At 51.5% G+C, this 20,398-nt stretch carries 33 protein-coding genes; 29 read left to right on the top strand and 4 right to left on the bottom strand.

Annotated features, from left to right (window positions below):
• From WG929_RS20315 to rplQ, 29 genes are all read left to right on the top strand, one after another.
• Nucleotides 1–356 (top strand): EF-Tu C-terminal domain-related protein (locus WG929_RS20315; RefSeq protein WP_494517118.1); only part of this gene is annotated, 356 nt, incomplete at its 5' end.
• 212 nt (nt 357–568) lie between these two features.
• Nucleotides 569–877 carry a 30S ribosomal protein S10 gene (gene rpsJ, locus WG929_RS20310; RefSeq protein WP_036535225.1) on the top strand — a complete coding sequence of 103 codons (309 nt, stop codon included), beginning with the start codon at nt 569–571 and terminating at the stop codon, nt 875–877.
• A 95-nt stretch (nt 878–972) separates the two neighbouring features.
• The gene (rplC, locus tag WG929_RS20305) at nt 973–1,605 is read left to right on the top strand and encodes a 50S ribosomal protein L3 (protein WP_416207519.1); all 633 of its coding nucleotides are present in this window, start codon (nt 973–975) and stop codon (nt 1,603–1,605) included.
• Between the two features lie 3 nt (nt 1,606–1,608).
• Nucleotides 1,609–2,211 carry a 50S ribosomal protein L4 gene (gene rplD / locus WG929_RS20300; RefSeq protein WP_416207518.1) on the top strand — a complete coding sequence of 201 codons (603 nt, stop codon included), beginning with the start codon at nt 1,609–1,611 and terminating at the stop codon, nt 2,209–2,211.
• Complete coding sequence (rplW, locus tag WG929_RS20295; RefSeq protein ID WP_369855601.1) at nt 2,208–2,504, top strand: 50S ribosomal protein L23; 297 nt, start codon at nt 2,208–2,210, stop codon at nt 2,502–2,504. Before rplD ends, rplW begins: the two co-directional genes overlap by 4 nt.
• An 11-nt stretch (nt 2,505–2,515) precedes the next feature.
• On the top strand, nt 2,516–3,343 hold the full coding sequence (gene rplB / locus WG929_RS20290; RefSeq protein WP_416207517.1) for a 50S ribosomal protein L2: 828 nt from the start codon (nt 2,516–2,518) through the stop codon (nt 3,341–3,343).
• Between the two features lie 17 nt (nt 3,344–3,360).
• Nucleotides 3,361–3,636, top strand: coding sequence for a 30S ribosomal protein S19 (gene rpsS / locus WG929_RS20285; RefSeq protein WP_369855599.1), 276 nt, complete (start codon nt 3,361–3,363; stop codon nt 3,634–3,636).
• A 13-nt stretch (nt 3,637–3,649) separates the two neighbouring features.
• On the top strand, nt 3,650–3,985 hold the full coding sequence (gene rplV / locus WG929_RS20280) for a 50S ribosomal protein L22 (RefSeq protein WP_303434720.1): 336 nt from the start codon (nt 3,650–3,652) through the stop codon (nt 3,983–3,985).
• Between the two features lie 11 nt (nt 3,986–3,996).
• Complete coding sequence (gene rpsC, locus WG929_RS20275; protein WP_303434721.1) at nt 3,997–4,686, top strand: 30S ribosomal protein S3; 690 nt, start codon at nt 3,997–3,999, stop codon at nt 4,684–4,686.
• A 12-nt stretch (nt 4,687–4,698) separates the two neighbouring features.
• Nucleotides 4,699–5,112 (top strand): 50S ribosomal protein L16, encoded by a 414-nt coding sequence (rplP, locus tag WG929_RS20270; RefSeq protein ID WP_416207516.1) that lies wholly within the window; start codon nt 4,699–4,701, stop codon nt 5,110–5,112.
• On the top strand, nt 5,112–5,303 hold the full coding sequence (gene rpmC / locus WG929_RS20265) for a 50S ribosomal protein L29 (RefSeq protein WP_369855597.1): 192 nt from the start codon (nt 5,112–5,114) through the stop codon (nt 5,301–5,303). Before rplP ends, rpmC begins: the two co-directional genes overlap by 1 nt.
• Before the next feature lie 2 nt (nt 5,304–5,305).
• Nucleotides 5,306–5,572 (top strand): 30S ribosomal protein S17, encoded by a 267-nt coding sequence (gene rpsQ / locus WG929_RS20260; protein ID WP_416207515.1) that lies wholly within the window; start codon nt 5,306–5,308, stop codon nt 5,570–5,572.
• 33 nt (nt 5,573–5,605) lie between these two features.
• Nucleotides 5,606–5,974, top strand: coding sequence for a 50S ribosomal protein L14 (rplN, locus tag WG929_RS20255; RefSeq protein ID WP_369855595.1), 369 nt, complete (start codon nt 5,606–5,608; stop codon nt 5,972–5,974).
• A gap of 14 nt (nt 5,975–5,988) precedes the next feature.
• Nucleotides 5,989–6,303 carry a 50S ribosomal protein L24 gene (gene rplX / locus WG929_RS20250; protein ID WP_369858082.1) on the top strand — a complete coding sequence of 105 codons (315 nt, stop codon included), beginning with the start codon at nt 5,989–5,991 and terminating at the stop codon, nt 6,301–6,303.
• A gap of 18 nt (nt 6,304–6,321) precedes the next feature.
• Entirely contained in the window at nt 6,322–6,861 is a 540-nt protein-coding gene (gene rplE, locus WG929_RS20245) for a 50S ribosomal protein L5 (RefSeq protein WP_416207514.1), read from the top strand.
• Between the two features lie 10 nt (nt 6,862–6,871).
• Nucleotides 6,872–7,177 (top strand): 30S ribosomal protein S14, encoded by a 306-nt coding sequence (rpsN, locus tag WG929_RS20240; RefSeq protein ID WP_416207513.1) that lies wholly within the window; start codon nt 6,872–6,874, stop codon nt 7,175–7,177.
• 76 nt (nt 7,178–7,253) lie between these two features.
• On the top strand, nt 7,254–7,646 hold the full coding sequence (gene rpsH, locus WG929_RS20235; protein ID WP_416207512.1) for a 30S ribosomal protein S8: 393 nt from the start codon (nt 7,254–7,256) through the stop codon (nt 7,644–7,646).
• Nucleotides 7,647–7,657: 11 nt separating this feature from the next.
• Nucleotides 7,658–8,191, top strand: coding sequence for a 50S ribosomal protein L6 (rplF, locus tag WG929_RS20230; RefSeq protein ID WP_369855591.1), 534 nt, complete (start codon nt 7,658–7,660; stop codon nt 8,189–8,191).
• 10 nt (nt 8,192–8,201) lie between these two features.
• A complete protein-coding gene (gene rplR, locus WG929_RS20225; protein ID WP_303434731.1) occupies nt 8,202–8,552 on the top strand; it encodes a 50S ribosomal protein L18 in 351 nt (116 codons plus the stop codon).
• Between the two features lie 11 nt (nt 8,553–8,563).
• Complete coding sequence (gene rpsE / locus WG929_RS20220) at nt 8,564–9,088, top strand: 30S ribosomal protein S5 (RefSeq protein ID WP_369855589.1); 525 nt, start codon at nt 8,564–8,566, stop codon at nt 9,086–9,088.
• A gap of 6 nt (nt 9,089–9,094) precedes the next feature.
• A complete protein-coding gene (rpmD, locus tag WG929_RS20215) occupies nt 9,095–9,280 on the top strand; it encodes a 50S ribosomal protein L30 (RefSeq protein ID WP_416207511.1) in 186 nt (61 codons plus the stop codon).
• Between the two features lies 1 nt (nt 9,281).
• Nucleotides 9,282–9,716 (top strand): 50S ribosomal protein L15, encoded by a 435-nt coding sequence (rplO, locus tag WG929_RS20210; RefSeq protein ID WP_369855588.1) that lies wholly within the window; start codon nt 9,282–9,284, stop codon nt 9,714–9,716.
• Nucleotides 9,716–11,044 carry a preprotein translocase subunit SecY gene (gene secY / locus WG929_RS20205; RefSeq protein ID WP_369855587.1) on the top strand — a complete coding sequence of 443 codons (1,329 nt, stop codon included), beginning with the start codon at nt 9,716–9,718 and terminating at the stop codon, nt 11,042–11,044. Before rplO ends, secY begins: the two co-directional genes overlap by 1 nt.
• A gap of 20 nt (nt 11,045–11,064) precedes the next feature.
• Nucleotides 11,065–11,178 (top strand): 50S ribosomal protein L36, encoded by a 114-nt coding sequence (gene rpmJ, locus WG929_RS20200; protein ID WP_084644941.1) that lies wholly within the window; start codon nt 11,065–11,067, stop codon nt 11,176–11,178.
• Nucleotides 11,179–11,281: 103 nt separating this feature from the next.
• Nucleotides 11,282–11,638, top strand: coding sequence for a 30S ribosomal protein S13 (gene rpsM, locus WG929_RS20195; protein WP_369855586.1), 357 nt, complete (start codon nt 11,282–11,284; stop codon nt 11,636–11,638).
• 80 nt (nt 11,639–11,718) lie between these two features.
• Nucleotides 11,719–12,108 carry a 30S ribosomal protein S11 gene (gene rpsK / locus WG929_RS20190; protein WP_094059483.1) on the top strand — a complete coding sequence of 130 codons (390 nt, stop codon included), beginning with the start codon at nt 11,719–11,721 and terminating at the stop codon, nt 12,106–12,108.
• 12 nt (nt 12,109–12,120) lie between these two features.
• Entirely contained in the window at nt 12,121–12,741 is a 621-nt protein-coding gene (gene rpsD, locus WG929_RS20185) for a 30S ribosomal protein S4 (RefSeq protein ID WP_369855585.1), read from the top strand.
• A gap of 21 nt (nt 12,742–12,762) precedes the next feature.
• On the top strand, nt 12,763–13,764 hold the full coding sequence (locus WG929_RS20180; RefSeq protein WP_369855584.1) for a DNA-directed RNA polymerase subunit alpha: 1,002 nt from the start codon (nt 12,763–12,765) through the stop codon (nt 13,762–13,764).
• A gap of 31 nt (nt 13,765–13,795) precedes the next feature.
• The gene (gene rplQ, locus WG929_RS20175; RefSeq protein WP_416207510.1) at nt 13,796–14,203 is read left to right on the top strand and encodes a 50S ribosomal protein L17; all 408 of its coding nucleotides are present in this window, start codon (nt 13,796–13,798) and stop codon (nt 14,201–14,203) included.
• Between the two features lie 153 nt (nt 14,204–14,356).
• On the opposite strand, the gene eutB is transcribed toward rplQ, so the two are convergent.
• The 4 genes from eutB to WG929_RS20155 form a co-directional block, all read right to left on the bottom strand.
• Entirely contained in the window at nt 14,357–16,576 is a 2,220-nt protein-coding gene (eutB, locus tag WG929_RS20170) for an ethanolamine ammonia-lyase subunit EutB (RefSeq protein ID WP_416207509.1), read from the bottom strand.
• 2 nt (nt 16,577–16,578) lie between these two features.
• A complete protein-coding gene (locus WG929_RS20165) occupies nt 16,579–18,036 on the bottom strand; it encodes an ethanolamine ammonia-lyase reactivating factor EutA (protein ID WP_416207508.1) in 1,458 nt (485 codons plus the stop codon).
• A gap of 388 nt (nt 18,037–18,424) precedes the next feature.
• Nucleotides 18,425–19,798 carry a leucyl aminopeptidase family protein gene (locus WG929_RS20160; protein WP_416207507.1) on the bottom strand — a complete coding sequence of 458 codons (1,374 nt, stop codon included), beginning with the start codon at nt 19,796–19,798 and terminating at the stop codon, nt 18,425–18,427.
• Nucleotides 19,799–20,022: 224 nt separating this feature from the next.
• Entirely contained in the window at nt 20,023–20,289 is a 267-nt protein-coding gene (locus WG929_RS20155; protein ID WP_416207520.1) for a transposase, read from the bottom strand.
• Nucleotides 20,290–20,398: the final 109 nt, after the last annotated feature.

Below are 20,398 nucleotides of genomic sequence, written 5' to 3'. Positions count from 1 at the left end.
TTCTGCTGCGTGGTACCAAGCGTGACGAAGTTGAACGTGGACAGGTACTGGCGAAGCCAGGTTCTATCACGCCTCACACCAAGTTCGAATCCGAAGTATACGTACTGGGTAAAGATGAAGGTGGTCGTCACACGCCATTCTTCAAAGGTTACCGTCCTCAGTTCTACTTCCGTACCACCGACGTCACCGGTGCGTGTGAACTGCCAGAAGGCGTGGAAATGGTCATGCCAGGTGACAACGTTCAACTGACTGTTACCCTGATCGCGCCGATTGCGATGGACGAAGGTCTGCGCTTCGCGATTCGCGAAGGTGGTCGTACTGTTGGTGCTGGCGTAGTAGCCAAGATCGTCGAGTAAGACCAAATGTCAGGGCTGAGTTTTCGGCCCTGATCAAAAAGTCCCGCTCAGTCGGGGCTTTTTCTTCCTCCCAAAAAATATCCCTGTCTTCACCACAGCTTTGTGGCATTTTTATTTTTGTCGGTTGACACTTTTTGTACAGCCGCATACAATTCGCGTCCCCTTGAATTGGGGTGAAAGCGAGCTCTGGCACATAAATTTGGAGTTTGGTAATGAACCAACGAATCCGTATCCGTTTAAAGGCTTTCGACCATCGCCTGATCGATACATCGACTCAGGAAATTGTCGATACCGCCAAACGTACGGGCGCTCAGGTGCGTGGTCCTATTCCACTGCCCACCCGTAAAGAGCGTTTTACCGTCCTGGTCTCTCCGCACGTTAATAAAGACGCGCGCGATCAGTACGAAATCCGTACGCACAAGCGCATGCTCGACATTGTTGAGCCAACAGAAAAAACCGTTGATGCGCTGATGAAACTGGATCTGGCTGCCGGTGTGGAAGTACAGATCAGTCTTGGTTAAGAGCAAACAGGCTTAACCTTACACAGTGCTCTGTGTAACGCCTAATGTCAGGCGGCCATAGTGGGTCCAAGCCCCGTACACGAGAGGTAAATAAAATGGCAATTGGTATTGTCGGTAAAAAAGCGGGCATGACCCGTATCTTTACCGAAGAAGGTCAATCTGTTGCTGTTACTGTCCTGGAAGTAACGCCAAATCGCGTCTCTCAGGTAAAAACCGTTGATACTGACGGTTACAGTGCAATTCAGGTTACTTTTGGCGCTAAAAAAGCGTCACGCGTTTCCAAATCAGCATCTGGCCACTTTGCAAAAGCAAATGTCGAAGCTGGACGAGGCGCTATTGAGTTCCGTATTGAAGAATCTTTCAGTGCCGGTGATGAACTATCTGTTACCCAGTTTGAAGCGGGCCAGAAAGTAGATGTAACCGGTACTACCAAAGGTAAAGGTTTCCAGGGTGGCGTCAAGCGCTGGAACTTCCGTACTCAGGATGCTACCCACGGTAACTCCCTGTCACATCGCGCACCTGGCTCTATCGGTCAGTGTCAGACTCCCGGTCGTGTCTGGAAAGGCAAGAAAATGGCTGGCCATATGGGTTCTGAACAACAGACCACCCAAAGCCTGGAAGTCGTACGCGTTGACGTGGAAAACAACCTGCTGCTGGTCAAAGGCGCAGTACCTGGTGCTCCAGGTTCTGACGTGATTGTGAAGCCAGCTGTTAAGGCGAAGGGGTAAGCGATGGAACTGAAAACTAACGCAGGCAATGCGGTAGCTGTTTCTGACGCTACCTTCGGCCGTGAATTTAATGAAGCCCTGGTTCACCAGGTGGTTACTGCCTATATGGCAGGTGGCCGTCAGGGTACCAAAGCACAAAAGACCCGTTCTGAAGTTGCCGGTGGTGGTATCAAGCCATGGCGTCAGAAAGGTACTGGTCGTGCTCGTGCCGGTACTTCAAGTAGCCCGATCTGGCGTTCAGGTGGTGTGACGTTTGCTGCCAAGCCACGCGACTTCGACCAGAAGCTGAACAAGAAAATGTACCGCGCAGCTATGCAGGTCATCTTGTCTGAGCTGGTTCGTCAAGAGCGTTTGGTGGTTGCAGACTCCTTTGGCGTCGAAAGCCATAAGACCAAAGAGTTTGTTGCCAAATTAAGCGAACTGGATCTGAGCAACGTATTGATCATTTCCGAGGATATCGACGAGAAGCTGTATCTGGCTGCTCGTAATGTTCCTCATGTAGGCGTGACCGAAGCATCAGCGATCGATCCTGTGAGCCTGATTGCATTCGAAAAAGTCCTGGTGACTGTGCAAGCCTTGAAACAACTTGAGGAGGCTTACGCATGATTCGTGAACGCCTTTACAAGGTGCTGATCGCACCTCAGATTTCTGAGAAAGCAACTTGGGTTGCCGAAAAACACGGACAGTATGTTTTCCGTGTGGCTCCTGATGCAACCAAGCCAGAAATCAAACAAGCCGTTGAAGCCCTGTTTGAAGTAAAAGTTCAGTCAGTGCAGGTTGTCAACATTAAAGGCAAGACCAAACGTACTGCTCGCGGTGTTGGCAAACGTAATGATGTGCGTAAAGCATACGTTCGCCTGGTCGCCGGTCAGGACATCGACTTCGCTGACGCGGAATAGGAGCTTAAGTCATGGCATTGGTGAAAACTAAACCGACTTCAGCTGGCCGTCGCCATCTCGTTAAAGTCGTGAATAAAGAGCTGCACAAAGGTAAACCTTTTGCACCTCTGCTTGAAAAGAACAGCAAGTCTGGCGGTCGTAACAATAACGGTCGGATTACCACTCGTCATATTGGCGGTGGTCACAAGCATCACTATCGTATCGTCGATTTCAAACGCAACAAAGATGGCATTCCAGCTGTTGTTGAGCGTCTGGAATACGATCCGAACCGCAGCGCCAACATTGCTCTGCTGAAGTACGCAGATGGTGAGCGTCGCTACATTCTTGCTGCCAAAGGCATGAGTGCCGGTGATGAAATCGTATCTGGCGAGCATGCTCCTATTAAAGTAGGTTCTGCGATGCCTTTGCGTAACGTGCCGGTTGGTAGCGTTATTCACAACATCGAGCTGAAGCCTGGTAAAGGTGGTCAGATCGCCCGTTCTGCGGGTACATCTGCACAGCTGGTTGCTCGTGAAGGCACTTACTGCACTTTGCGTTTGCGTTCCGGTGAGATGCGCAAGGTTTTGTCTGACTGTCGTGCCACCCTGGGCGAAGTGGGTAATGCTGAGCACGCTCTGCGTGAACTGGGTAAAGCTGGTGCTACGCGCTGGCGTGGTGTTCGTCCTACCGTTCGCGGTGTGGTGATGAACCCTGTGGACCACCCACATGGTGGTGGTGAAGGTCGTACCTCTGGTGGTCGCCATCCTGTTTCTCCTTGGGGTGTTCCAACCAAAGGCTACAAGACTCGTAAGAATAAGCGTACCGACCATCTGATCGTACGCCGTCGTTCTGCGAAATAACTAGAGAGGATTGAACTGTGCCACGTTCATTGAAAAAAGGTCCATTTATTGACCATCACTTGATGAAGAAGGTAGAGGCCGCTCTTGAGAAGAACGACAAGCGTCCGATCAAGACTTGGTCTCGCCGCTCCACTATCTTCCCGGATTTCGTGGGGCTGACCATCGCTGTACATAACGGTAAACAACACGTGCCTGTCTTCGTCACTGAAGACATGGTTGGACATAAACTGGGCGAATTCGCGCTGACTCGTACTTTTAAGGGTCACGTAGCGGATAAGAAAGCCAAACGCTAAGAAGGGGTGAAGTATGTCTGAAGTAGCCGCTGTTTTACGTGGTGCTCGCTTGTCCGCTCAAAAAGCGCGCCTGGTCGCAGACCAGATCCGCGGTAAAAAAGTGGATGAAGCTCTGGAAATCCTGACTTTCAGCACCAAAAAAGGCGCTGAATTGGTCAAGAAGGTTCTGGAATCTGCCATCGCCAACGCTGAGCACAATGATGGCGCTGACGTAGATGAGCTGAATGTCAGCACAATCTTCGTCGACGAAGGTATGACCATGAAGCGTATTCGCCCTCGTGCGAAAGGCCGTGCGGATCGTATCTTCAAGCGTACTTGTCACATCACTGTGAAAGTTTCAGAAAAATAGGAGTTGGTCAGATGGGTCAGAAAGTTCATCCAACCGGTATCCGCTTGGGCATTGTCAAAGATCACAATTCGATCTGGTATGCCGGTAAGGATAAGTACGCCGACAATCTGCTGACTGACATCGCTGTTCGATCCATGATCGAAAAGCGCCTGGAAAAGGCATCAGTCAGTAAGGTCGTCATTGAGCGTCCTGCGCAAAACGCCAAAGTCACCATTCACACTGCCCGCCCAGGTATTGTGATTGGCAAAAAAGGTGAAGACGTTGAGGTTCTGCGTAAGGATCTGAGCGAAGTGATGGGTATTCCGGTACACATCAACATTGAAGAAGTTCGCAAGCCTGATCTGGATGCCAAGCTGGTTGCCCAGAGCGTTGCTAGCCAGCTGGAACGTCGAGTGATGTTCCGTCGTGCTATGAAACGCGCCGTTCAGAACGCCATGCGTGGCGGTGCTGAAGGTATCAAGATCCAGGTGAGCGGCCGATTGGGTGGAGCCGAGATTGCTCGTGCCGAGTGGTATCGCGAAGGACGTGTGCCTCTGCACACACTGCGTGCCGACATCGACTACGCAACTTACGAAGCACACACTACCTACGGTGTTATTGGCGTTAAAGTCTGGATCTTCAAAGGTGAGATTCTGGGCGGTATCCAAGAGGTACGCGAACGCGCCAAGAGCCAGGGTAAGAAGAAATCCGGTCGTTCATAAGGGGATTGAGTTATGTTGTTACCAAAACGTACCAAATTCCGCAAAGTCCAGACCGGCCGTAACCGTGGCCTGGCCATTCGTGGCTCCAAGGTCAGCTTCGGCGAATTTGCGCTGAAAGCTACCGGCCGTGGTCGTCTGACTTCGCGTCAAATTGAAGCAGCCCGTCGTGCGATGACCCGTAAGGTGAAACGTGGCGGCAAGATCTGGATCCGCGTTTTCCCAGATAAACCTATTACGGAAAAGCCTCTTGAGGTTCGTATGGGTAAAGGTAAGGGTAACGTTGAATACTGGGTATGCCAGATTCAGCCAGGTCGTGTTCTTTACGAGATGGAAGGTGTGCCTGAAGAGTTGGCGCGTGAAGCGTTCTCTCTGGCTGCGGCCAAGCTGCCTTTCGATACTGTATTCGTTAAACGGACGGTGCTGTGATGAAAGCAAGTGAACTGAAAGAAAAATCAGTGGCTGAGCTGAAATCTCAGCTGATAGAACTGTTGGGCGAACAATTTAAGTTGCGTATGCAAAAAGCGACTGGCCAGTTGGGGCAGACTCATCTTGTGAGTCAGACCCGTCGCGACATCGCTCGCGTTAAAACTGAGCTGGCAAGCAAGGCAGGTGAATGATCATGACTGAGAACACAACATCCGTTCGTACCCTGAGTGGTCGTGTCGTGAGCAACAAGATGGACAAGTCCATCACTGTCCGGGTTGAGCGTTTTGTAAAGCATCCGATCTATAAAAAGTTCGTGAAGCGTTCTACCAAGATTATGGCGCACGACGCCAACAACGAATGCCAGATTGGCGATTTCGTTACGGTACAAGAGTCACGTCCACTGTCTAAAAACAAGACATGGGCGCTGGTAAACATCGACGAGCGCGCCGCCAAGGTTTAACTACCAGGCGGAGTCAGTTAAGGAGCGAGAGGCATGATCCAAACTCAAACCATGCTAGACGTTGCCGATAACAGCGGCGCAAAGCGTGTTCAGTGCATTAAAGTACTGGGCGGTTCGCATCGTCGTTATGCCGGCATCGGTGATTTGATTAAAGTGTCCGTTAAGGAAGCAATTCCTCGCGGTAAAGTTAAAAAAGGCCAGGTAATGAACGCCGTGGTTGTACGTACCCGTAAAGGTGTGCGTCGTCCCGATGGTTCAATTATCCGCTTTGACGTCAACTCTGCGGTTCTTCTGAACGCATCCTTGTCGCCAATCGGTACTCGTATCTTCGGCCCTGTGACTCGTGAACTTCGCTCAGAGAAGTTTATGAAGATCATTTCCCTAGCACCTGAAGTGCTCTAAGGGAGGGAATGCAAATGTTGAAAATCCGTAGTAAAGACGAAGTGGTTGTTATCGCAGGTAAAGACAAGGGCAAGCGCGGTACCGTTCAAAAGGTACAGCAGGATGGCCGTCTGATAGTTACCGGCGTTAACATGGTGAAAAAACACCAGAAGCCTAACCCGTACCTGCAGCAGCCAGGTGGCATCATCGAGCGCGAAGCTGGTATTCAAGCTTCCAACGTGGCCATTTGGAACCCTAAAACTGAAAAAGCTGATCGTGTTGGCTTCCAGGTTGACGGTGAAAAGAAGGTACGTATCTTCAAATCCACTGGCGATGTCATCGACGCCTAATTGGAGCTGGATACTGCTATGTCACGTTTAGAAGAACTGTATAAACAAGAAGTAGTAGCCAAGCTGCAAGAAGAGTTTGGTTACAAGAACATCATGGAAGTGCCAAAAATCACCAAAATCACCCTGAACATGGGTGTCGGTGAAGCATTGGGCGACAAGAAACTGATGGATAGCGCGGTTGCTGATATGCAACTGATTGCCGCTCAGAAAGTGGTTGTCACCAAGGCACGTAAATCTGTCGCGGGCTTCAAGGTTCGTGAAGGCTGGCCAATTGGTTGTAAGGTGACCCTGCGTCGCGAACGCATGTGGGATTTTATGGATCGTCTGATCGATATCTCCTTGCCTCGTGTGCGTGACTTCCGTGGTATTAACGGCAAGTCCTTTGATGGTCGCGGCAACTACAGCATGGGTGTGAAGGAACAGATCATCTTCCCGGAAATTGACTACGATAAAGTAGACAAGATTCGCGGTATGGATGTGACCATCACCACCACAGCCAAAACCAACGAAGAAGGCCGTGCTTTGCTGAAAGCGCTGCAGTTCCCGTTCCGTAACTGAGGAGTTAGTCATGGCTAAAATCAGCATGAAGCAGCGTGAGTTGAAGCGTGAAAAGCTGGTAGAGAAATATTCTGCCAAGCGTGCTGAACTCAAGGCAATCATTAGTAACCAGGATTCTTCTGACGAAGAGCGCTGGGATGCACAACAAGCACTGCAAAAACTGCCTCGCGATTCATCCGCGAGCCGACTGCAGCGTCGTTGTCAAATAACGGGCCGTCCGCACGGTGTTTACCGCAAGTTCAAGCTGTCACGTATCAAACTGCGTGAAGAAGGAATGAAAGGTAACGTGCCAGGTCTGAAAAAGGCTAGTTGGTAAGCACACCCTTTAAGCAAGACCGAGACGTTATTGTTCGGTCTTGCCTGAAGGCCGCTGCACAACAGAGGTAATATAAATGAGTATGCAAGACACGTTGGCGGACATGTTCACCCGCATTCGTAATGCCCAGCAAGCTGGTCATACGACTGTGAGCATGCCGTCTTCAAAAATGAAGGCGTCTGTTGCCCAGGTTCTGGAAGCAGAAGGCTACATCAGTGGTTTTTCAGTAGAAGAGTCAACCAAACCGGTTATGACTATTGATCTGAAATACTACGAAGGCAAGCCGGTTATTGAACGTATCCAGCGCGTATCGCGTCCTGGTCTTCGTCAGTACAAGGGTTCTGCACAACTGCCGAAAGTAGAGGCAGGTTTGGGCGTAGCCATTGTATCCACCTCGAAAGGCGTCATGACTGACCGCGCCGCCCGTGCTGCGGGTGTCGGTGGTGAAGTTATCGCCACCGTATTCTAAGAGGGGATACCATGTCTCGCGTCGCTAAGGCTCCTGTACAGATTCCGACTGGTGTTGAAATTACACTGGCCGCTGACAAGATCTCCGTTAAGGGTAAACAAGGTTCCTTGGAACTGGCGATCCACACGGCTGTGGATATCCAGCAAGAAGAGAATGAACTGAAGTTCGCTCCGAAAAAGAATGACAAGCAATCCAATGCTTTGGCGGGAACGTTCCGCGCTCTGGTAAACAATATGGTTACCGGTGTGAGTGTTGGTTTTGAAAAGAAACTGGTTTTGCAAGGTGTTGGTTATCGTGCCAAGTCTTCCGGCAAAACTCTGAACCTGTCCCTGGGCTTCTCTCACCCGGTTGATTACGAACTGCCTGACGGTGTGACTTGTGAAACACCAAGCCAGACGGAAGTTGTGATCAAGGGTGTCGACAAACAAGTTGTCGGCCAGGTTGCCGCTGAAATTCGCGGTTACCGTCCTCCTGAGCCTTATAAGGGCAAGGGTGTTCGTTACGCTGACGAGATTGTTCGTCGTAAAGAAGCCAAGAAAAAGTAAGGTCTAGGCCATGAATGAGAAGAAAAAAGCTCGTCTGCGCCGTGCCCAGAAAACCCGGATAAATATCCGTGAAAAAAGCGCGGTTCGTCTGTGTGTACACCGTACACCCCGACACATTTATGCTCAGATCATCGCTGCCAATGGCGCTAGCGTCCTTGCAACGGCTTCTACAGTAGAAGCAGATCTGCGTAACGATTTAACTGGTAACGTCAGTGCTGCCACGAAAGTGGGTCAGTTGATTGCTGAGCGTGCAAAAGCCGCCGGTATTACCAAGGTCGCTTTCGATCGTTCCGGTTTTAGATACCATGGTCGCATCAAGGCTCTGGCTGACGCGGCTCGTGAAAACGGCCTCGAATTCTAAGGGTAAAGATCATGGCAAATAACGAACGTAATAACGATCGCAACAACGATCGCTCAGAAAGTGAATTCCAGGAAAAACTGGTTCAGGTTAACCGTGTAGCCAAAGTAGTAAAAGGTGGTCGTATTTTCGCCTTCACTGCTCTGACTGTGGTTGGTGATGGCAATGGTCGTGTCGGTTTTGGTCGCGGTAAATCCCGCGAGGTTCCAATGGCAATTCAAAAAGCCATGGAACAAGCCAAACGCAACATGATCACTGTGCAGCTGGATGGCAACACGCTTCAGTATCCGATTAAAGCCCGTCACTCCGGTGCACAGGTTTATATGCAGCCAGCATCTGAAGGTACCGGTATTATTGCCGGTGGTGCGATGCGTGCAGTACTGGAGATGGTTGGTGTCAAGAACGTACTGGCCAAGTGCTACGGTTCTACTAACCCGAACAACGTGGTTCGTGCAACCTTTAATGGCCTGGCGCAAATGAAGTCACCTGAAGAGGTGGCGGCAAAACGCGGCAAGACTGTTGAAGAAATTCTGGGGTAATTCGATATGGAAAAGAAAACTGTAAAGGTTACCCAGACTCGCAGCACTATTGGCAAATTGCCAAAGCACCGCGAAACCATGAAAGGTCTGGGCCTGCGTCGGATTGGTCATACTGTTGTACTGGAAGATACTCCTTCCATTCGCGGCATGATCAACCAAGTTCAATACATGGTTAAGGTTGAAGGGGAGTAATATGCGCCTCAATGAATTGAGCCCTGCTCCTGGTTCCAAGCCATCGCGCAAGCGCGTTGGCCGTGGTATCGGTTCTGGTTTGGGTAAAACCGGTGGTCGTGGTCACAAGGGGATGAAATCCCGTTCTGGTGGCAGCGTTGCACCCGGTTTCGAAGGTGGTCAGATGCCTATCCACCGTCGTTTGCCAAAGTTTGGCTTTACTTCACGTAAAGCCCAGTACGTTGCAGAGATTCGTCTCAACGAACTGTCTTTGGTAGAAGGCGATGTCGTAGATCTGGCAGCACTGAAAGCAGCAGACGTGATTGGCGACAAGTTTAAAGAAGGTCGCGTTATCCTGTCTGGCGAAATCAGCAAGGCTGTGACTGTTAAAGGTCTGAAAGTCACTAAAGGCGCTCGCGCTGCCATTGAAGCAGCAGGCGGTAAGGTCGAAGACTAATGGCTACTCAAGGCTCACTACCACAAGGAATGAACAAGGGTTTGGGAGAACTTTTCTCCCGGATCCGGTTTGTACTCCTGGCAATTGTTGTATATCGGATAGGTACCCATATTCCGGTACCAGGGATTAACCCGGAAGCGCTGGCACGGTTGTTTGAACAGAATCAGGGCACTATCCTGGAAATGTTCAACATGTTTTCCGGCGGTGCACTGGAGCGTATGAGTATTCTTGCGCTCGGGATCATGCCGTACATTTCCGCGTCCATTATCATGCAATTGCTGACGGCGGTGAGTCCTCAGCTTGAGCAGCTAAAGAAGGAAGGTGAATCGGGTCGTCGCAAGATTACCCAATACACCCGCTACGGCACTGTCTTGCTGGCCACCGTACAAGCGTTCGGTGTTTCAGCAGGACTGGCGGGGCAGGGTGTTACCTTCTCTTCTGGTATCGATTTTTATATCGCAGCAGTACCCTCCTTTGTGGCGGGTGCCGTCTTTATGATGTGGTTGGGCGAACAGGTAACCGAGCGTGGTATCGGTAATGGTATATCCATTCTGATTTTCGCCGGTATTGTTGCCGGTTTGCCCAGCGCGATTGGACAGGCCTTTGAATCTGCCCGCCAGGGTGATTTGAATATTCTGTTGTTGCTGGTGATTGCTGCTTTGGCAGTAGCGGTTATAGCTTTCGTTGTCTTTGTAGAACGGGGTCAGCGCCGCATCACCATCAACTATGCCAAACGCCAGATGGGTAACCGTCAGATGATGGGTGCCCAAAGCAGCCATCTTCCACTCAAGCTGAATATGGCGGGTGTAATTCCTGCGATCTTTGCATCAAGCTTGCTGTTGTTCCCGGCATCTCTGGGGCAATGGTTTGGCAAGGGCGAAGGCATGGAATGGCTCCAGGACATTAGCCTGGCTCTGGCACCTAGCCAGCCGCTTTATATCGTATTGTTTGCTGCCGGTATTATTTTCTTCTGCTATTTCTATACGGCGTTGATGTTTAACCCGAAAGATGTCGCAGAAAACCTGAAAAAATCCGGTGCTTTCATTCCAGGGATTCGTCCCGGAATCCAGACCGCCAAATATATTGACACCGTATTGGGTCGCCTGACCCTGTTTGGTTCTCTTTATATTGCGTCTGTCTGTTTGTTACCCCAGTTTCTGGTGGTTGCAGCAGATGTGCCTTTCTACTTTGGCGGTACATCACTACTGATCGTAGTGGTTGTGGTTATGGATTTTATGGCGCAGGTGCAATCGCATCTGATGTCTCATCAGTATGAATCCCTGATGAAGAAAGCGAACTTGAAAAATATGGGCTCGGCTAATCGCTGAGGCCATTTTAGGAGACTGTCATGAAAGTACGTGCGTCTGTTAAAAAAATGTGCCGTGAATGCAAGATCATTCGTCGAAACGGCAGCGTGCGCGTGATCTGTACAGATCCCAAGCACAAACAACGTCAGGGTTAATTCTCCTGGCACGGCGGGTGTGGTTAACAAGTAGCTTGCATTTTATGCAAGCTACTTGTAGTATCTCGCGCCCTTTCATCAAGTAAGTGTAACGGAGTTAGACATGGCCCGTATTGCCGGTGTCAATATTCCTGACAACAAGCATGCAGTGATTTCTCTGACCTATGTTTTTGGCATTGGTAAGACCACTGCCCAGCAAATCTGTGCCGCTACAGGCATCGCAGAGAGCACCAAAATTGGTTCTCTGAGCGAAGATCAGCTGGACATTATCCGTAATGAAGTTGCTAAGTTTACGGTCGAAGGCGATCTGCGTCGTGAAGTACAAATGAACATCAAGCGATTGATGGACATGGGTTGCTTCCGCGGTATTCGTCACCGTCGTAGCCTGCCTCTTCGCGGTCAGCGTACTAAAACGAATGCTCGTACCCGTAAGGGTCCGCGCAAGCCAATCCGTAAGTAATCACTGATTACCGGATTGGACTTTTAGTGTAGCTGCATTCACTTGTTGCAGTGTTGATATTAAAAGCAGGATTGTAAAAAATGGCTAAGCCACAAAGATCAACCAAGAAAAAGGTTAAAAAGCAGGTAGTGGATGGCATTGCCCATATCCACGCCTCTTTTAACAACACCATTGTGACCATCACCGACCGTCAGGGCAATGCATTGTCCTGGGCTACTGCCGGTGGCTCTGGTTTCCGTGGTTCTCGTAAGAGCACTCCTTTTGCCGCTCAGGTGGCAGCAGAACGTGCTGGTGAAGCTGCCAAAGAGTATGGCCTGAAGAATCTGGACGTTGAAGTTAAAGGTCCAGGTCCTGGCCGTGAATCTGCAGTTCGCGCTCTGAATGCATGTGGATACAAAATATCCAACATCACAGACGTGACTCCGATTCCTCATAACGGCTGTCGTCCACCTAAGAAGCGTCGCGTATAAGGAGGCAGAATTATGGCACGTTATATTGGTCCCAAGTGTAAGCTGTCTCGTCGTGAAGGAACCGATCTGTTCCTGAAAAGCGGCATTCGCGCACTCGATACAAAATGCAAGCTTGAAACCAAGCCAGGTGTTCATGGCGCAGGTCGTGGTCGTCTGTCTGACTATGGTTTGCAGCTGCGTGAAAAGCAGAAAGTTCGCCGTTTGTACGGCATTCTGGAAAAGCAGTTCCGTAGCTACTACAAAGAAGCAGCGCGCCGTAAAGGTGCAACGGGTGAAAACCTGCTGCAATTGCTGGAATCCCGTCTGGACAACGTTGTTTACCGTATGGGGTTTGGTTCTACCCGTGCGGAATCGCGTCAGCTGGTTTCTCACAAGGCAGTAACCGTTAACGGACGTACTGTTAATATTCCGTCTTACCAGGTGCAAACTGGCGATGTGGTTGCGATTCGCGAAAAATCGAAAAACCAGGATCGTATCAAGACTGCTCTGGAACTGGCTGGTCAGCGCAGTGATTGCGCATGGATCCATGTCGATTCCGGCAAGATGGAAGGTACTTTTACCAATGTTCCGGAACGCGCTGATCTCCCTGCGGAAATCAACGAAAACCTGATCGTGGAACTTTACTCCAAATAATAGAGGAGCTTAAGGGCAGCTATGCAGCGTGCAGTTAATGAATTTTTGACACCTCGTAACATCCAGGTAGACGAAGTTAGCGGTACCCATGCCAAGGTCACTCTTGAGCCTCTGGAACGTGGATTTGGTCACACACTGGGCGCAGCCCTGCGTCGTATCCTGCTGTCATCAATGCCGGGTGCGGCCATTGTCGAGTGTGAAATCGACGGCGTATTGCACGAGTACAGCGCAATTGAAGGTATTCAACAGGATGTTATTGAAATCCTGTTGAACCTGAAAGGCGTTGCAGTCAAATTGCATGAGCGCGACGAAGCGAACCTGACTCTGGCCAAAACAGGCCCGGCGACGGTTACAGCTGCCGATATTCAACTGGATCATGGTGTTGATATTGTCAACCCGGACCACGTCATTGCCCATTTGGGTGAAGGTGCCGAGCTGAAGATGACCATTAAGGTCGCTTCAGGTCGCGGTTATGAAACCGTCGAATCTCGCTACCAGAATGACGAGGAAACCAAGGCAATTGGTAAACTTCAGCTGGATGCCACTTACAGCCCGGTCAAGCGGGTTTCATACAGCGTCGATAGCGCTCGTGTGGAGCAACGTACTGACCTGGACAAGCTGGTTATCGATCTGGAAACCAATGGCACCATTGATCCGGAAGAAGCGATCCGTCGTTCCGCGACCATCTTGCAACAACAGCTGGCTATCTTCGTCAATCTTGAGAACGATGAGGTAGTTGAACAGGTACGCGAAGAAGAAGAGATTGATCCTATTCTGCTGCGTCCTGTCGACGACCTGGAGTTGACCGTCCGCTCCGCCAACTGTTTGAAAGCAGAAAATATTTACTACATCGGCGATCTGATCCAGCGCACTGAAGTTGAGCTGTTGAAGACTCCTAACCTGGGTAAAAAGTCTCTGACTGAAATCAAAGACGTTCTTGCTTCCCGTGGCCTGTCGTTGGGTATGCATCTGGAGAACTGGCCACCCGCCAGCCTCCGTAACGACGACAAAGTGCTCGCGTAAGCTGAGCGTTCAGTTAGTAAGGAATTAAACCATGCGTCATCGTAAAAGTGGTCGTCACTTCAATCGTACCAGCGCGCACCGTCAAGCCATGTTGAAAAACATGGCGGTGAGCCTGTTCGAACATGAAGTCATTAAAACGACTCTGCCAAAAGCGAAAGAACTGCGCCGCGTTGCTGAGCCACTGATCACTCTGGCTAAAGAAGATTCAGTTGCAAACCGTCGTCTGGCGTTCTCTCGTACCCGCAGCAAAGAAGCTGTTGGTAAACTGTTTAACGAACTCGGTCCTCGTTACCAGGCTCGTCCAGGCGGTTATATCCGTATTTTAAAATGCGGTTTCCGTTCTGGTGATGCTGCGCCTATGGCGTATGTAGAGCTGGTCGATCGTCCGATTGTTGATGCAGAAGACATTGTAGAAGTAGAGGACGATGCAGCTGAGTAATATTGGCTGCTCTTTCTGAAAAACCCGCTTTCAAGCGGGTTTTTTTATGCCAGTAATTTGCTACTGCTACTTGCTACGGACGCCTTATGCCGGAGAGGAGCAGGAGCCACCAATCAATCTGCGTGGTTGGAAATCCTTTTCCGGCGTAACGAATTATCCAGCTAAGGCGGCGACATGCGGTTTTAACTGTGCTTCCAGACGATTTCCTGCCGCGCCGTGGGTCAATATCTGAATCGCTTTTTCGGCAATGACGGAACCGGCTTCGGTGGCTGGCAGCCCCTTCTGGTAAATATTGGAAATAACGCTGTATTCCCACTCGATGTCCGGGTTGCCACTGAATATGGCAGCCTGCTGCCGGTGTTCATCTGCAACGCGATAAGCCAGATAAGCTGACATGCTTCGGGATGCCATGGCATCACCCCCAGGGCGTTCACCAATGAGATTGATGATCAGCCGTGACTGCAGTGCATTGCCAATATCTTCCGCCAGTTTGACCCTGCCATACTGACAAACGAGGGCCTGGCCACAACGATAGCCCCGGCTTTGTAAACCGTCCTGAAGCACGGGTAGCAGTTGCTCAATATTGTGGTGGATGGCCTCGGCACTGAGTCCATCGGTCACCAGAATCTGGACATCGGTGAATTCTGGCACCAGGCTCAAACGGCAATGAGTGTCTAGATAAGCACCGGTTTCCGGGTTGGACAGATGCGTTTCCCTGGTGTTGGCGCGAGTGATCAACTGGCGGAATCCCAGTACGTCGGTGAGTTTATTGACATTGAGGTCGGCATAAATTGCCTCCCTGGCAACCGCCTGATTGCTTCTCAGGGTACGGGCAACCTGATTGCTTGGACGTGGCCCGGCATTGTCGAATCCATAAGCGGCTGGTACCGATTCCAGCAGACGCTGATAATCACTTTCTGAGGCACAAAATTGTTCTGGTTTGCCCCAGTTCGGCCCACGTTCCAGTTCTCCCTCTTCATTGCGTATGAAAATGCCTTTGGCCATTGCCCAGCTGAGGTATTCGGGTGCTGGTTCGAGGTTGTGAATCTCGCGTAAGGTCTGGTCGTCGTGGCCACTGGTATCGAAATAGGCCAGCATGCGGTCGTTACCGAGGTAAACGTCCATAAAAAAGTTGGCCCCGGCTGCGGCAAGCAGCTCAGTGGCCATTTGCTGGCCTTCGGCAGTCACCTGGGAATGCAGGGTAAAGCAGGGGGCCATGCCCATGGGTAATCCCATTAACTTGCCCATAAAATGATCCTGCAAACAGCTGTAGGTCATTTCAAAATTATCAAGATGGGTTTCAGGGCCAATAAATCCGGTGACGTTATTCACCATAAACGGGCGGTAGCGACGTGCCAGTCCGTAGCACAGGGCTTCACAGGTCGCCATATCCAGACCGTTGTGCTTGTTGTAGGTCAGTTCACTGCCTTGGCCGGTTTCGAAGTACATAACATTTTCTGCGCCAGAGTCTCGCAGTGGCCCGTGGTTTTGCATCAACTCATAGGCCTGGTCCAGCAGCTCAACGGTGACATCAAATTCGTCGGTCAGAGTACGCTCTGTGCCCGCCAGGCTCTGGAACATGATTTCCACCGGCGCTCCGCCTTGCAGGCAGGCCATTTGGGTTTTGATATGAGACAGCACACAAATCTGGGTTGGAGCACCGGTTTCCCGCCGTAACCTGTCGAGGTGGTGTAATACCGCGCTGATGTTGTCGACGGTATCAATCGCCGGGTTGAGGCCCAGCAGTGCGTCTCCGGCTCCCATCGACAGTCCGGCATAGGTCAGCAGGCTGATCCCGGCGAGATTGTCGGTGGGGTGGTTTGGCTGCAACCGTGAGGATAAGGTGCCTGGGAGGCCAACACGGGTTCGTGCCTGAGCAGCCGCGCCACTTTTCAGGCGCTTGGCCAACAGAATCAGCTCATGGACGTCGAGTAGCTTGGTGACTGCCGCGACCATAACTCCGGTCAACGCCTGGCCAATCTCACGAATACGCGGCCCTTTACTGGCCAGCATAAGATCCTTTAATTCACCCAGAGTCAGTTGCCGCAAGGTATTGAAGGTGGCCCGATTTATGTCGTAATTGACCCGCATCACACTGTCGATACGGCCTTCAGCGTCGGTCAGCGGGGTATCGTAAAGATGCTGTAGTGTCTGTTGGGACAGCAGGGAACGGGCTGCTTCACGCTCAATTTCGTCGCTGGCAGCCAATCCGGCGATACGATCACCGGCCTTGCTGACATCCGCAGCCCCTAACAAGTGCGCCAGATTACGAAAGCGGTAATGCTTCTGCATTAGCAGAATGTCGTACGCTTTGGGATCTGTGCTGGCAGGGGTATCAATCTGTTGCAGTGGGGTTGGGCAAAAAATGGACATAGTCAGCTAGCCTCCTGACTCATACCGAAAAAAGAGACCGGTACGACCTGTTTGAGTGGTCGACCGACATGAATAAACTGGGCTTGTCGGTCGGGAATTTCGTCGATAACCAGCAAGGATTCCGGGCGTTGCCCCCAATTGCTGAGGTAGTTGCCAAGGGTCTTGCCAATATTGCTTTCGAGTAATAACACCAGTGGCGGTGCAGACAAGGCGGCACCGTCTCCGGTGGCACAGTCTCTGGCGCTATTCAGCCGCCGGGTAAACTGTTTAATGAGTAGCAAGGAGGCTGGCTGGGTATTCGTGTTGCCAACACCAATCCGAATGGCCGCCCCCCGCTGGCAACCTTGTGCCAATCGCATCACTTGTGTGATCTGATCCTGGCTGGCATCCAGATCCAGGTGCGATAACAGCGGCAAGTCAGTGAGTGGTAATAACTCTGGATTGCTGATGTAGAGGCTGGTGCCGGAAATATCCGAGCTGTGTAACGTCAGCCCCAGTACGGTGGCTCGACCGGCATTGTCCGGGCGTACCGATAGTGTGCGAGAAAGAATCGGGGACGCTACGATCGCCTGAGCCAGATCAATCCCCAGGTCGCCATACTCGGTGGTTCCTGGCCAGCGGCCACTATCCTGAAAACGATAGATCAGTTCGCCGACACCACCAGAGAAGGTCACCAGCGCCGCTTCCTGGCCGACCAGTCCGGCCTGGTTCTGCAGTGTCAACTGGCGAAAATAATCGTCAATTGCCGTTTCATTACCTGTAACGATTTGCTCCAGACTCCGCACCATCCACTGCACGATGCGCTGGCACAGGCTGTTATCGAAAACCGCCGGTACTGCGGTGATGCCCAGTTGTCGCAATAATCGGGTTCCGTAAGATGAGATTCCGGTCAGGTGATAGCTGCCAGGTTCAAAACGGAAGTGGCGCGCACCAATGTAATAACAACCACAACTCTGCACATTCCCGGCCATACCCAAGGCTGGATTGGTGGTGCCACCACCGATATCGAGGTTCAGCACGGGCTGGTCATAGTAGTAACGGCTCAGCAGCTGGCAGCTGCCCATAAACGCCATCCACGACTCCAGCCCAGGGTCATCGGCAGTGGCAATCATGGCATCTCCAATCTGCTCACCAATGATGCGGCTAAGAATTCGGGCATTGTCACTGCGGGCTGCCAAACCGGTAATCAGTGCGGCACCGGTATGGGCTGGAAACACATCCAGTTGTGCTTGCTGCATCCAGACGGTTAGCTGCTGCAACAAGATTTCGGTATCGATTTGCTGGTTACGGAAGGGAGTAAAGCAGGGCGGAGAGCGATAAACCAGGGTAGGGTTGGTATAGCTCATCCGACCGTTGACGCTGTGTCTACCAAGGCTGACTTGCACCACCATCATGCTGGATGTCGTGGAGCCGAAGTCCAGTCCAAGCAAGCGAATGGAGTCCGATTGGGTAAACGCCATGAAGGATCCCAGTGTGGTTAGCGAGGGGAATTTTTTGAAATTAAATTTCCTGGAAGGAATATTCAATTCTCACGCCAAGTTCTCCATCTAATGAACGGAACCGAATGAAACGACAACTCCAAGGCATGACCAATGTGAGATATAAGGGGTAACTGCTTGAATAGCGGCGGTTTTGGGATTGGCAGAAAGTCTGTATGGTCTCGATGAGGCACTGACCCGCTTATACCGAAATGTCGTGTGCTGTGGAACGCGTGCCATGACAGGAAGCAACGGGGATGTCAGCTGCTCCTTTTGAGGGCGTAAACAACACAACTGAGCGGTGGTAACGCTTGGGTCTGAGGTGTGTAGCGGGCAGATTGCCCGCTCCGATCACCCACTTCAACCAGTATCAGGAATAGCAGTCGCTCAGATATTGATAAACGGCGCGTACTCCCATAGCCTCCCCACCGACCGGACGACCAGGCAACTTGCGCAGATTCCAGGCCATAATGTCGAAATGAACCCAGGGCGTGGTGTCGATAAAGGCCTCCAGATACAGCGCGGCGGTAATGGCACCGCCATAAGGGCTGGCGGCTCCGTTCACCAGATCGGCAATATCACTCTTCATAAATTCAAAATAAGGCTTATGCAGAGGTAATTGCCACACCGGTTCAGCGGCAGCTTCTCCCGCTTCAGCAAGCGCCAGAGCAACCCGTCGATTGTTGCAAAAAAAGCCAGGCAATTCGGTGCCCAGCGCCACCCGACAGGCACCGGTCAGGGTGGCGAAGTCGATAATCAATTCCGGCTGTTCCGACTCAGCTTCTGCCAGGGCATCACACAACACCAAACGGCCTTCCGCATCAGTATTGTCGATTTCAACCGTCAGGCCCTTGCGGGTGGGCAAGACATCGCCGGGACGGAAGGCATTACCACTGACAGCATTCTCGACGGCCGGAATTAGCACCCGCAAGTTAATATTGAGGTTGGATGCCATGATCAGTCGCGCAAGGCCCAGCACATGGGCGGCACCTCCCATGTCTTTTTTCATCTGCCGCATATAGTTGCCAGGCTTGAGATTCAGGCCACCACTGTCGAAACACACACCTTTACCGACGAGGGTAATGCGCGGCGCTTCTGGCTGGCCCCAGCGCAGGTCGAGCAGCCGGGGTGAGTGCACACTGGCGCGCCCGACAGCATGAATCATCGGGTAGTTGTGTGTCAGTAAGTCATCACCAACAACCTCTTCAAAGCGGGCACCAAACTCGGTTGCCAGTGCACGGGTAACCTCAGATAGCTGGGCTGGCATCATGTCTTGTGCCGGGGTGTTCACCAAGTCGCGTACCAGCGTGATGGCATCAATGTGCTGGTTGGCCTTATCGACCAATGTGTCATCATCCAGCAGCAGTCGGGCTTGCGGTTTGGTGTTTTCCTTATAGCGGGTAAAGCGGTAGGCACCCACACCCCAGCCAAAGGCAATATTGAGCAGACGTTCTGCGCTGGCTACTTCGGTCAGGACGTAGTCGGTTGCTGGCAAACTGGCGGACAAATCACCGCAAGCAAACGGCTCATCCAGCGATTCACAGACGTACAATGCCTGATAGCCACGCCCATCGGCTTGCGGAATCAGTGTTGTACCACTGCCGCTGTAATGGCTGGCATCGAGCCAGGCTTTGGCAGCCGGTTGCTGTAGTAACCAGGGTTCGAGCTCTGATTTGGCCAGCAAGGTGAGTGGTGTAGTGGTGTGCTCTGGAGCAAGGGAGGAGAGCGAAGCAACAATCGACATGGCAACAACCTGTAAACAATAAACGTCCTTGCCAGACTAACCAGTATCGGACGGGAATTCGAGGGCTGTGATGTTGGTTGGAGCATTGTGGTAGCCATTTTGGATATGGCGAGGAAATGCCTTTCGAAAATACTTTTTTACAGCCTCGTTAGCAGCCGTTGGGTAGGCCATTTGCATTTTGCCTCGCCCTTTCTTTTGATGGTTGATGCAGACATCGACGGCGGCTATACGACTGTCGTGTTGCGCTCCCCGGTACCCTCGGTCGAACGCCCGAACCTGGTGGGATCAATCGGCGGTCGATGTTGGAAATACTGCTCGCCGCAGAAGTGCTGCCAGTAGGGGTTTTCTACCCAGCGGGCGATGCAGTGTTCATCAGATAGCGCGTAGATGTGTTTCAGAAGTGCCAGGCCAATCATTAATCGGGACGATGATCCAGGGCGTCCGTTGTTTGAGCAGTAAAAACTCTGGCAGTGACGCTCAAGGGGACATATATAGACGCTTCCCCAATATCAAGGATGACTTGGCCCTGACACCTGCCATATGCCCTTGATTTATTTCCTGTTAACCATCACTTGTTCGTTGCGATGACAGTGGCAGTTC

Source organism: Oceanobacter antarcticus (assembly GCF_044962685.1).
GTDB lineage: Bacteria > Pseudomonadota > Gammaproteobacteria > Pseudomonadales > Oceanobacteraceae > Oceanobacter > Oceanobacter antarcticus.
The sequence above is the reverse complement of the archived record's forward strand: the minus strand, read 5'-3'. Positions and strand labels throughout refer to the sequence as shown.

What these genes read in the sequence shown, in the direction of transcription:
- WG929_RS20165 (WP_416207508.1), bottom strand. Translation starts at nt 18,036, where the DNA reads ATGGCGTTTACCCAATCGGACTCCATTCGCTTGCTTGGACTGGACTTC.
- rpsN (WP_416207513.1), top strand. Translation starts at nt 6,872, where the DNA reads ATGGCTAAAATCAGCATGAAGCAGCGTGAGTTGAAGCGTGAAAAGCTG.
- rplE (WP_416207514.1), top strand. Translation starts at nt 6,322, where the DNA reads ATGTCACGTTTAGAAGAACTGTATAAACAAGAAGTAGTAGCCAAGCTG.
- rplB (WP_416207517.1), top strand. Translation starts at nt 2,516, where the DNA reads ATGGCATTGGTGAAAACTAAACCGACTTCAGCTGGCCGTCGCCATCTC.
- rplX (WP_369858082.1), top strand. Translation starts at nt 5,989, where the DNA reads ATGTTGAAAATCCGTAGTAAAGACGAAGTGGTTGTTATCGCAGGTAAA.
- rpsJ (WP_036535225.1), top strand. Translation starts at nt 569, where the DNA reads ATGAACCAACGAATCCGTATCCGTTTAAAGGCTTTCGACCATCGCCTG.
- WG929_RS20160 (WP_416207507.1), bottom strand. Translation starts at nt 19,798, where the DNA reads ATGTCGATTGTTGCTTCGCTCTCCTCCCTTGCTCCAGAGCACACCACT.
- secY (WP_369855587.1), top strand. Translation starts at nt 9,716, where the DNA reads ATGGCTACTCAAGGCTCACTACCACAAGGAATGAACAAGGGTTTGGGA.
- rplN (WP_369855595.1), top strand. Translation starts at nt 5,606, where the DNA reads ATGATCCAAACTCAAACCATGCTAGACGTTGCCGATAACAGCGGCGCA.
- rplP (WP_416207516.1), top strand. Translation starts at nt 4,699, where the DNA reads ATGTTGTTACCAAAACGTACCAAATTCCGCAAAGTCCAGACCGGCCGT.
- eutB (WP_416207509.1), bottom strand. Translation starts at nt 16,576, where the DNA reads ATGTCCATTTTTTGCCCAACCCCACTGCAACAGATTGATACCCCTGCC.
- rpsH (WP_416207512.1), top strand. Translation starts at nt 7,254, where the DNA reads ATGAGTATGCAAGACACGTTGGCGGACATGTTCACCCGCATTCGTAAT.
- rplQ (WP_416207510.1), top strand. Translation starts at nt 13,796, where the DNA reads ATGCGTCATCGTAAAAGTGGTCGTCACTTCAATCGTACCAGCGCGCAC.
- rpsC (WP_303434721.1), top strand. Translation starts at nt 3,997, where the DNA reads ATGGGTCAGAAAGTTCATCCAACCGGTATCCGCTTGGGCATTGTCAAA.
- rplW (WP_369855601.1), top strand. Translation starts at nt 2,208, where the DNA reads ATGATTCGTGAACGCCTTTACAAGGTGCTGATCGCACCTCAGATTTCT.
- rpmC (WP_369855597.1), top strand. Translation starts at nt 5,112, where the DNA reads ATGAAAGCAAGTGAACTGAAAGAAAAATCAGTGGCTGAGCTGAAATCT.
- rpsQ (WP_416207515.1), top strand. Translation starts at nt 5,306, where the DNA reads ATGACTGAGAACACAACATCCGTTCGTACCCTGAGTGGTCGTGTCGTG.
- rplF (WP_369855591.1), top strand. Translation starts at nt 7,658, where the DNA reads ATGTCTCGCGTCGCTAAGGCTCCTGTACAGATTCCGACTGGTGTTGAA.
- rpsD (WP_369855585.1), top strand. Translation starts at nt 12,121, where the DNA reads ATGGCACGTTATATTGGTCCCAAGTGTAAGCTGTCTCGTCGTGAAGGA.
- rplR (WP_303434731.1), top strand. Translation starts at nt 8,202, where the DNA reads ATGAATGAGAAGAAAAAAGCTCGTCTGCGCCGTGCCCAGAAAACCCGG.
- rpmD (WP_416207511.1), top strand. Translation starts at nt 9,095, where the DNA reads ATGGAAAAGAAAACTGTAAAGGTTACCCAGACTCGCAGCACTATTGGC.
- rpsM (WP_369855586.1), top strand. Translation starts at nt 11,282, where the DNA reads ATGGCCCGTATTGCCGGTGTCAATATTCCTGACAACAAGCATGCAGTG.
- rplO (WP_369855588.1), top strand. Translation starts at nt 9,282, where the DNA reads ATGCGCCTCAATGAATTGAGCCCTGCTCCTGGTTCCAAGCCATCGCGC.
- rpmJ (WP_084644941.1), top strand. Translation starts at nt 11,065, where the DNA reads ATGAAAGTACGTGCGTCTGTTAAAAAAATGTGCCGTGAATGCAAGATC.
- rplC (WP_416207519.1), top strand. Translation starts at nt 973, where the DNA reads ATGGCAATTGGTATTGTCGGTAAAAAAGCGGGCATGACCCGTATCTTT.
- rpsE (WP_369855589.1), top strand. Translation starts at nt 8,564, where the DNA reads ATGGCAAATAACGAACGTAATAACGATCGCAACAACGATCGCTCAGAA.
- WG929_RS20180 (WP_369855584.1), top strand. Translation starts at nt 12,763, where the DNA reads ATGCAGCGTGCAGTTAATGAATTTTTGACACCTCGTAACATCCAGGTA.
- rplV (WP_303434720.1), top strand. Translation starts at nt 3,650, where the DNA reads ATGTCTGAAGTAGCCGCTGTTTTACGTGGTGCTCGCTTGTCCGCTCAA.
- rpsK (WP_094059483.1), top strand. Translation starts at nt 11,719, where the DNA reads ATGGCTAAGCCACAAAGATCAACCAAGAAAAAGGTTAAAAAGCAGGTA.
- rplD (WP_416207518.1), top strand. Translation starts at nt 1,609, where the DNA reads ATGGAACTGAAAACTAACGCAGGCAATGCGGTAGCTGTTTCTGACGCT.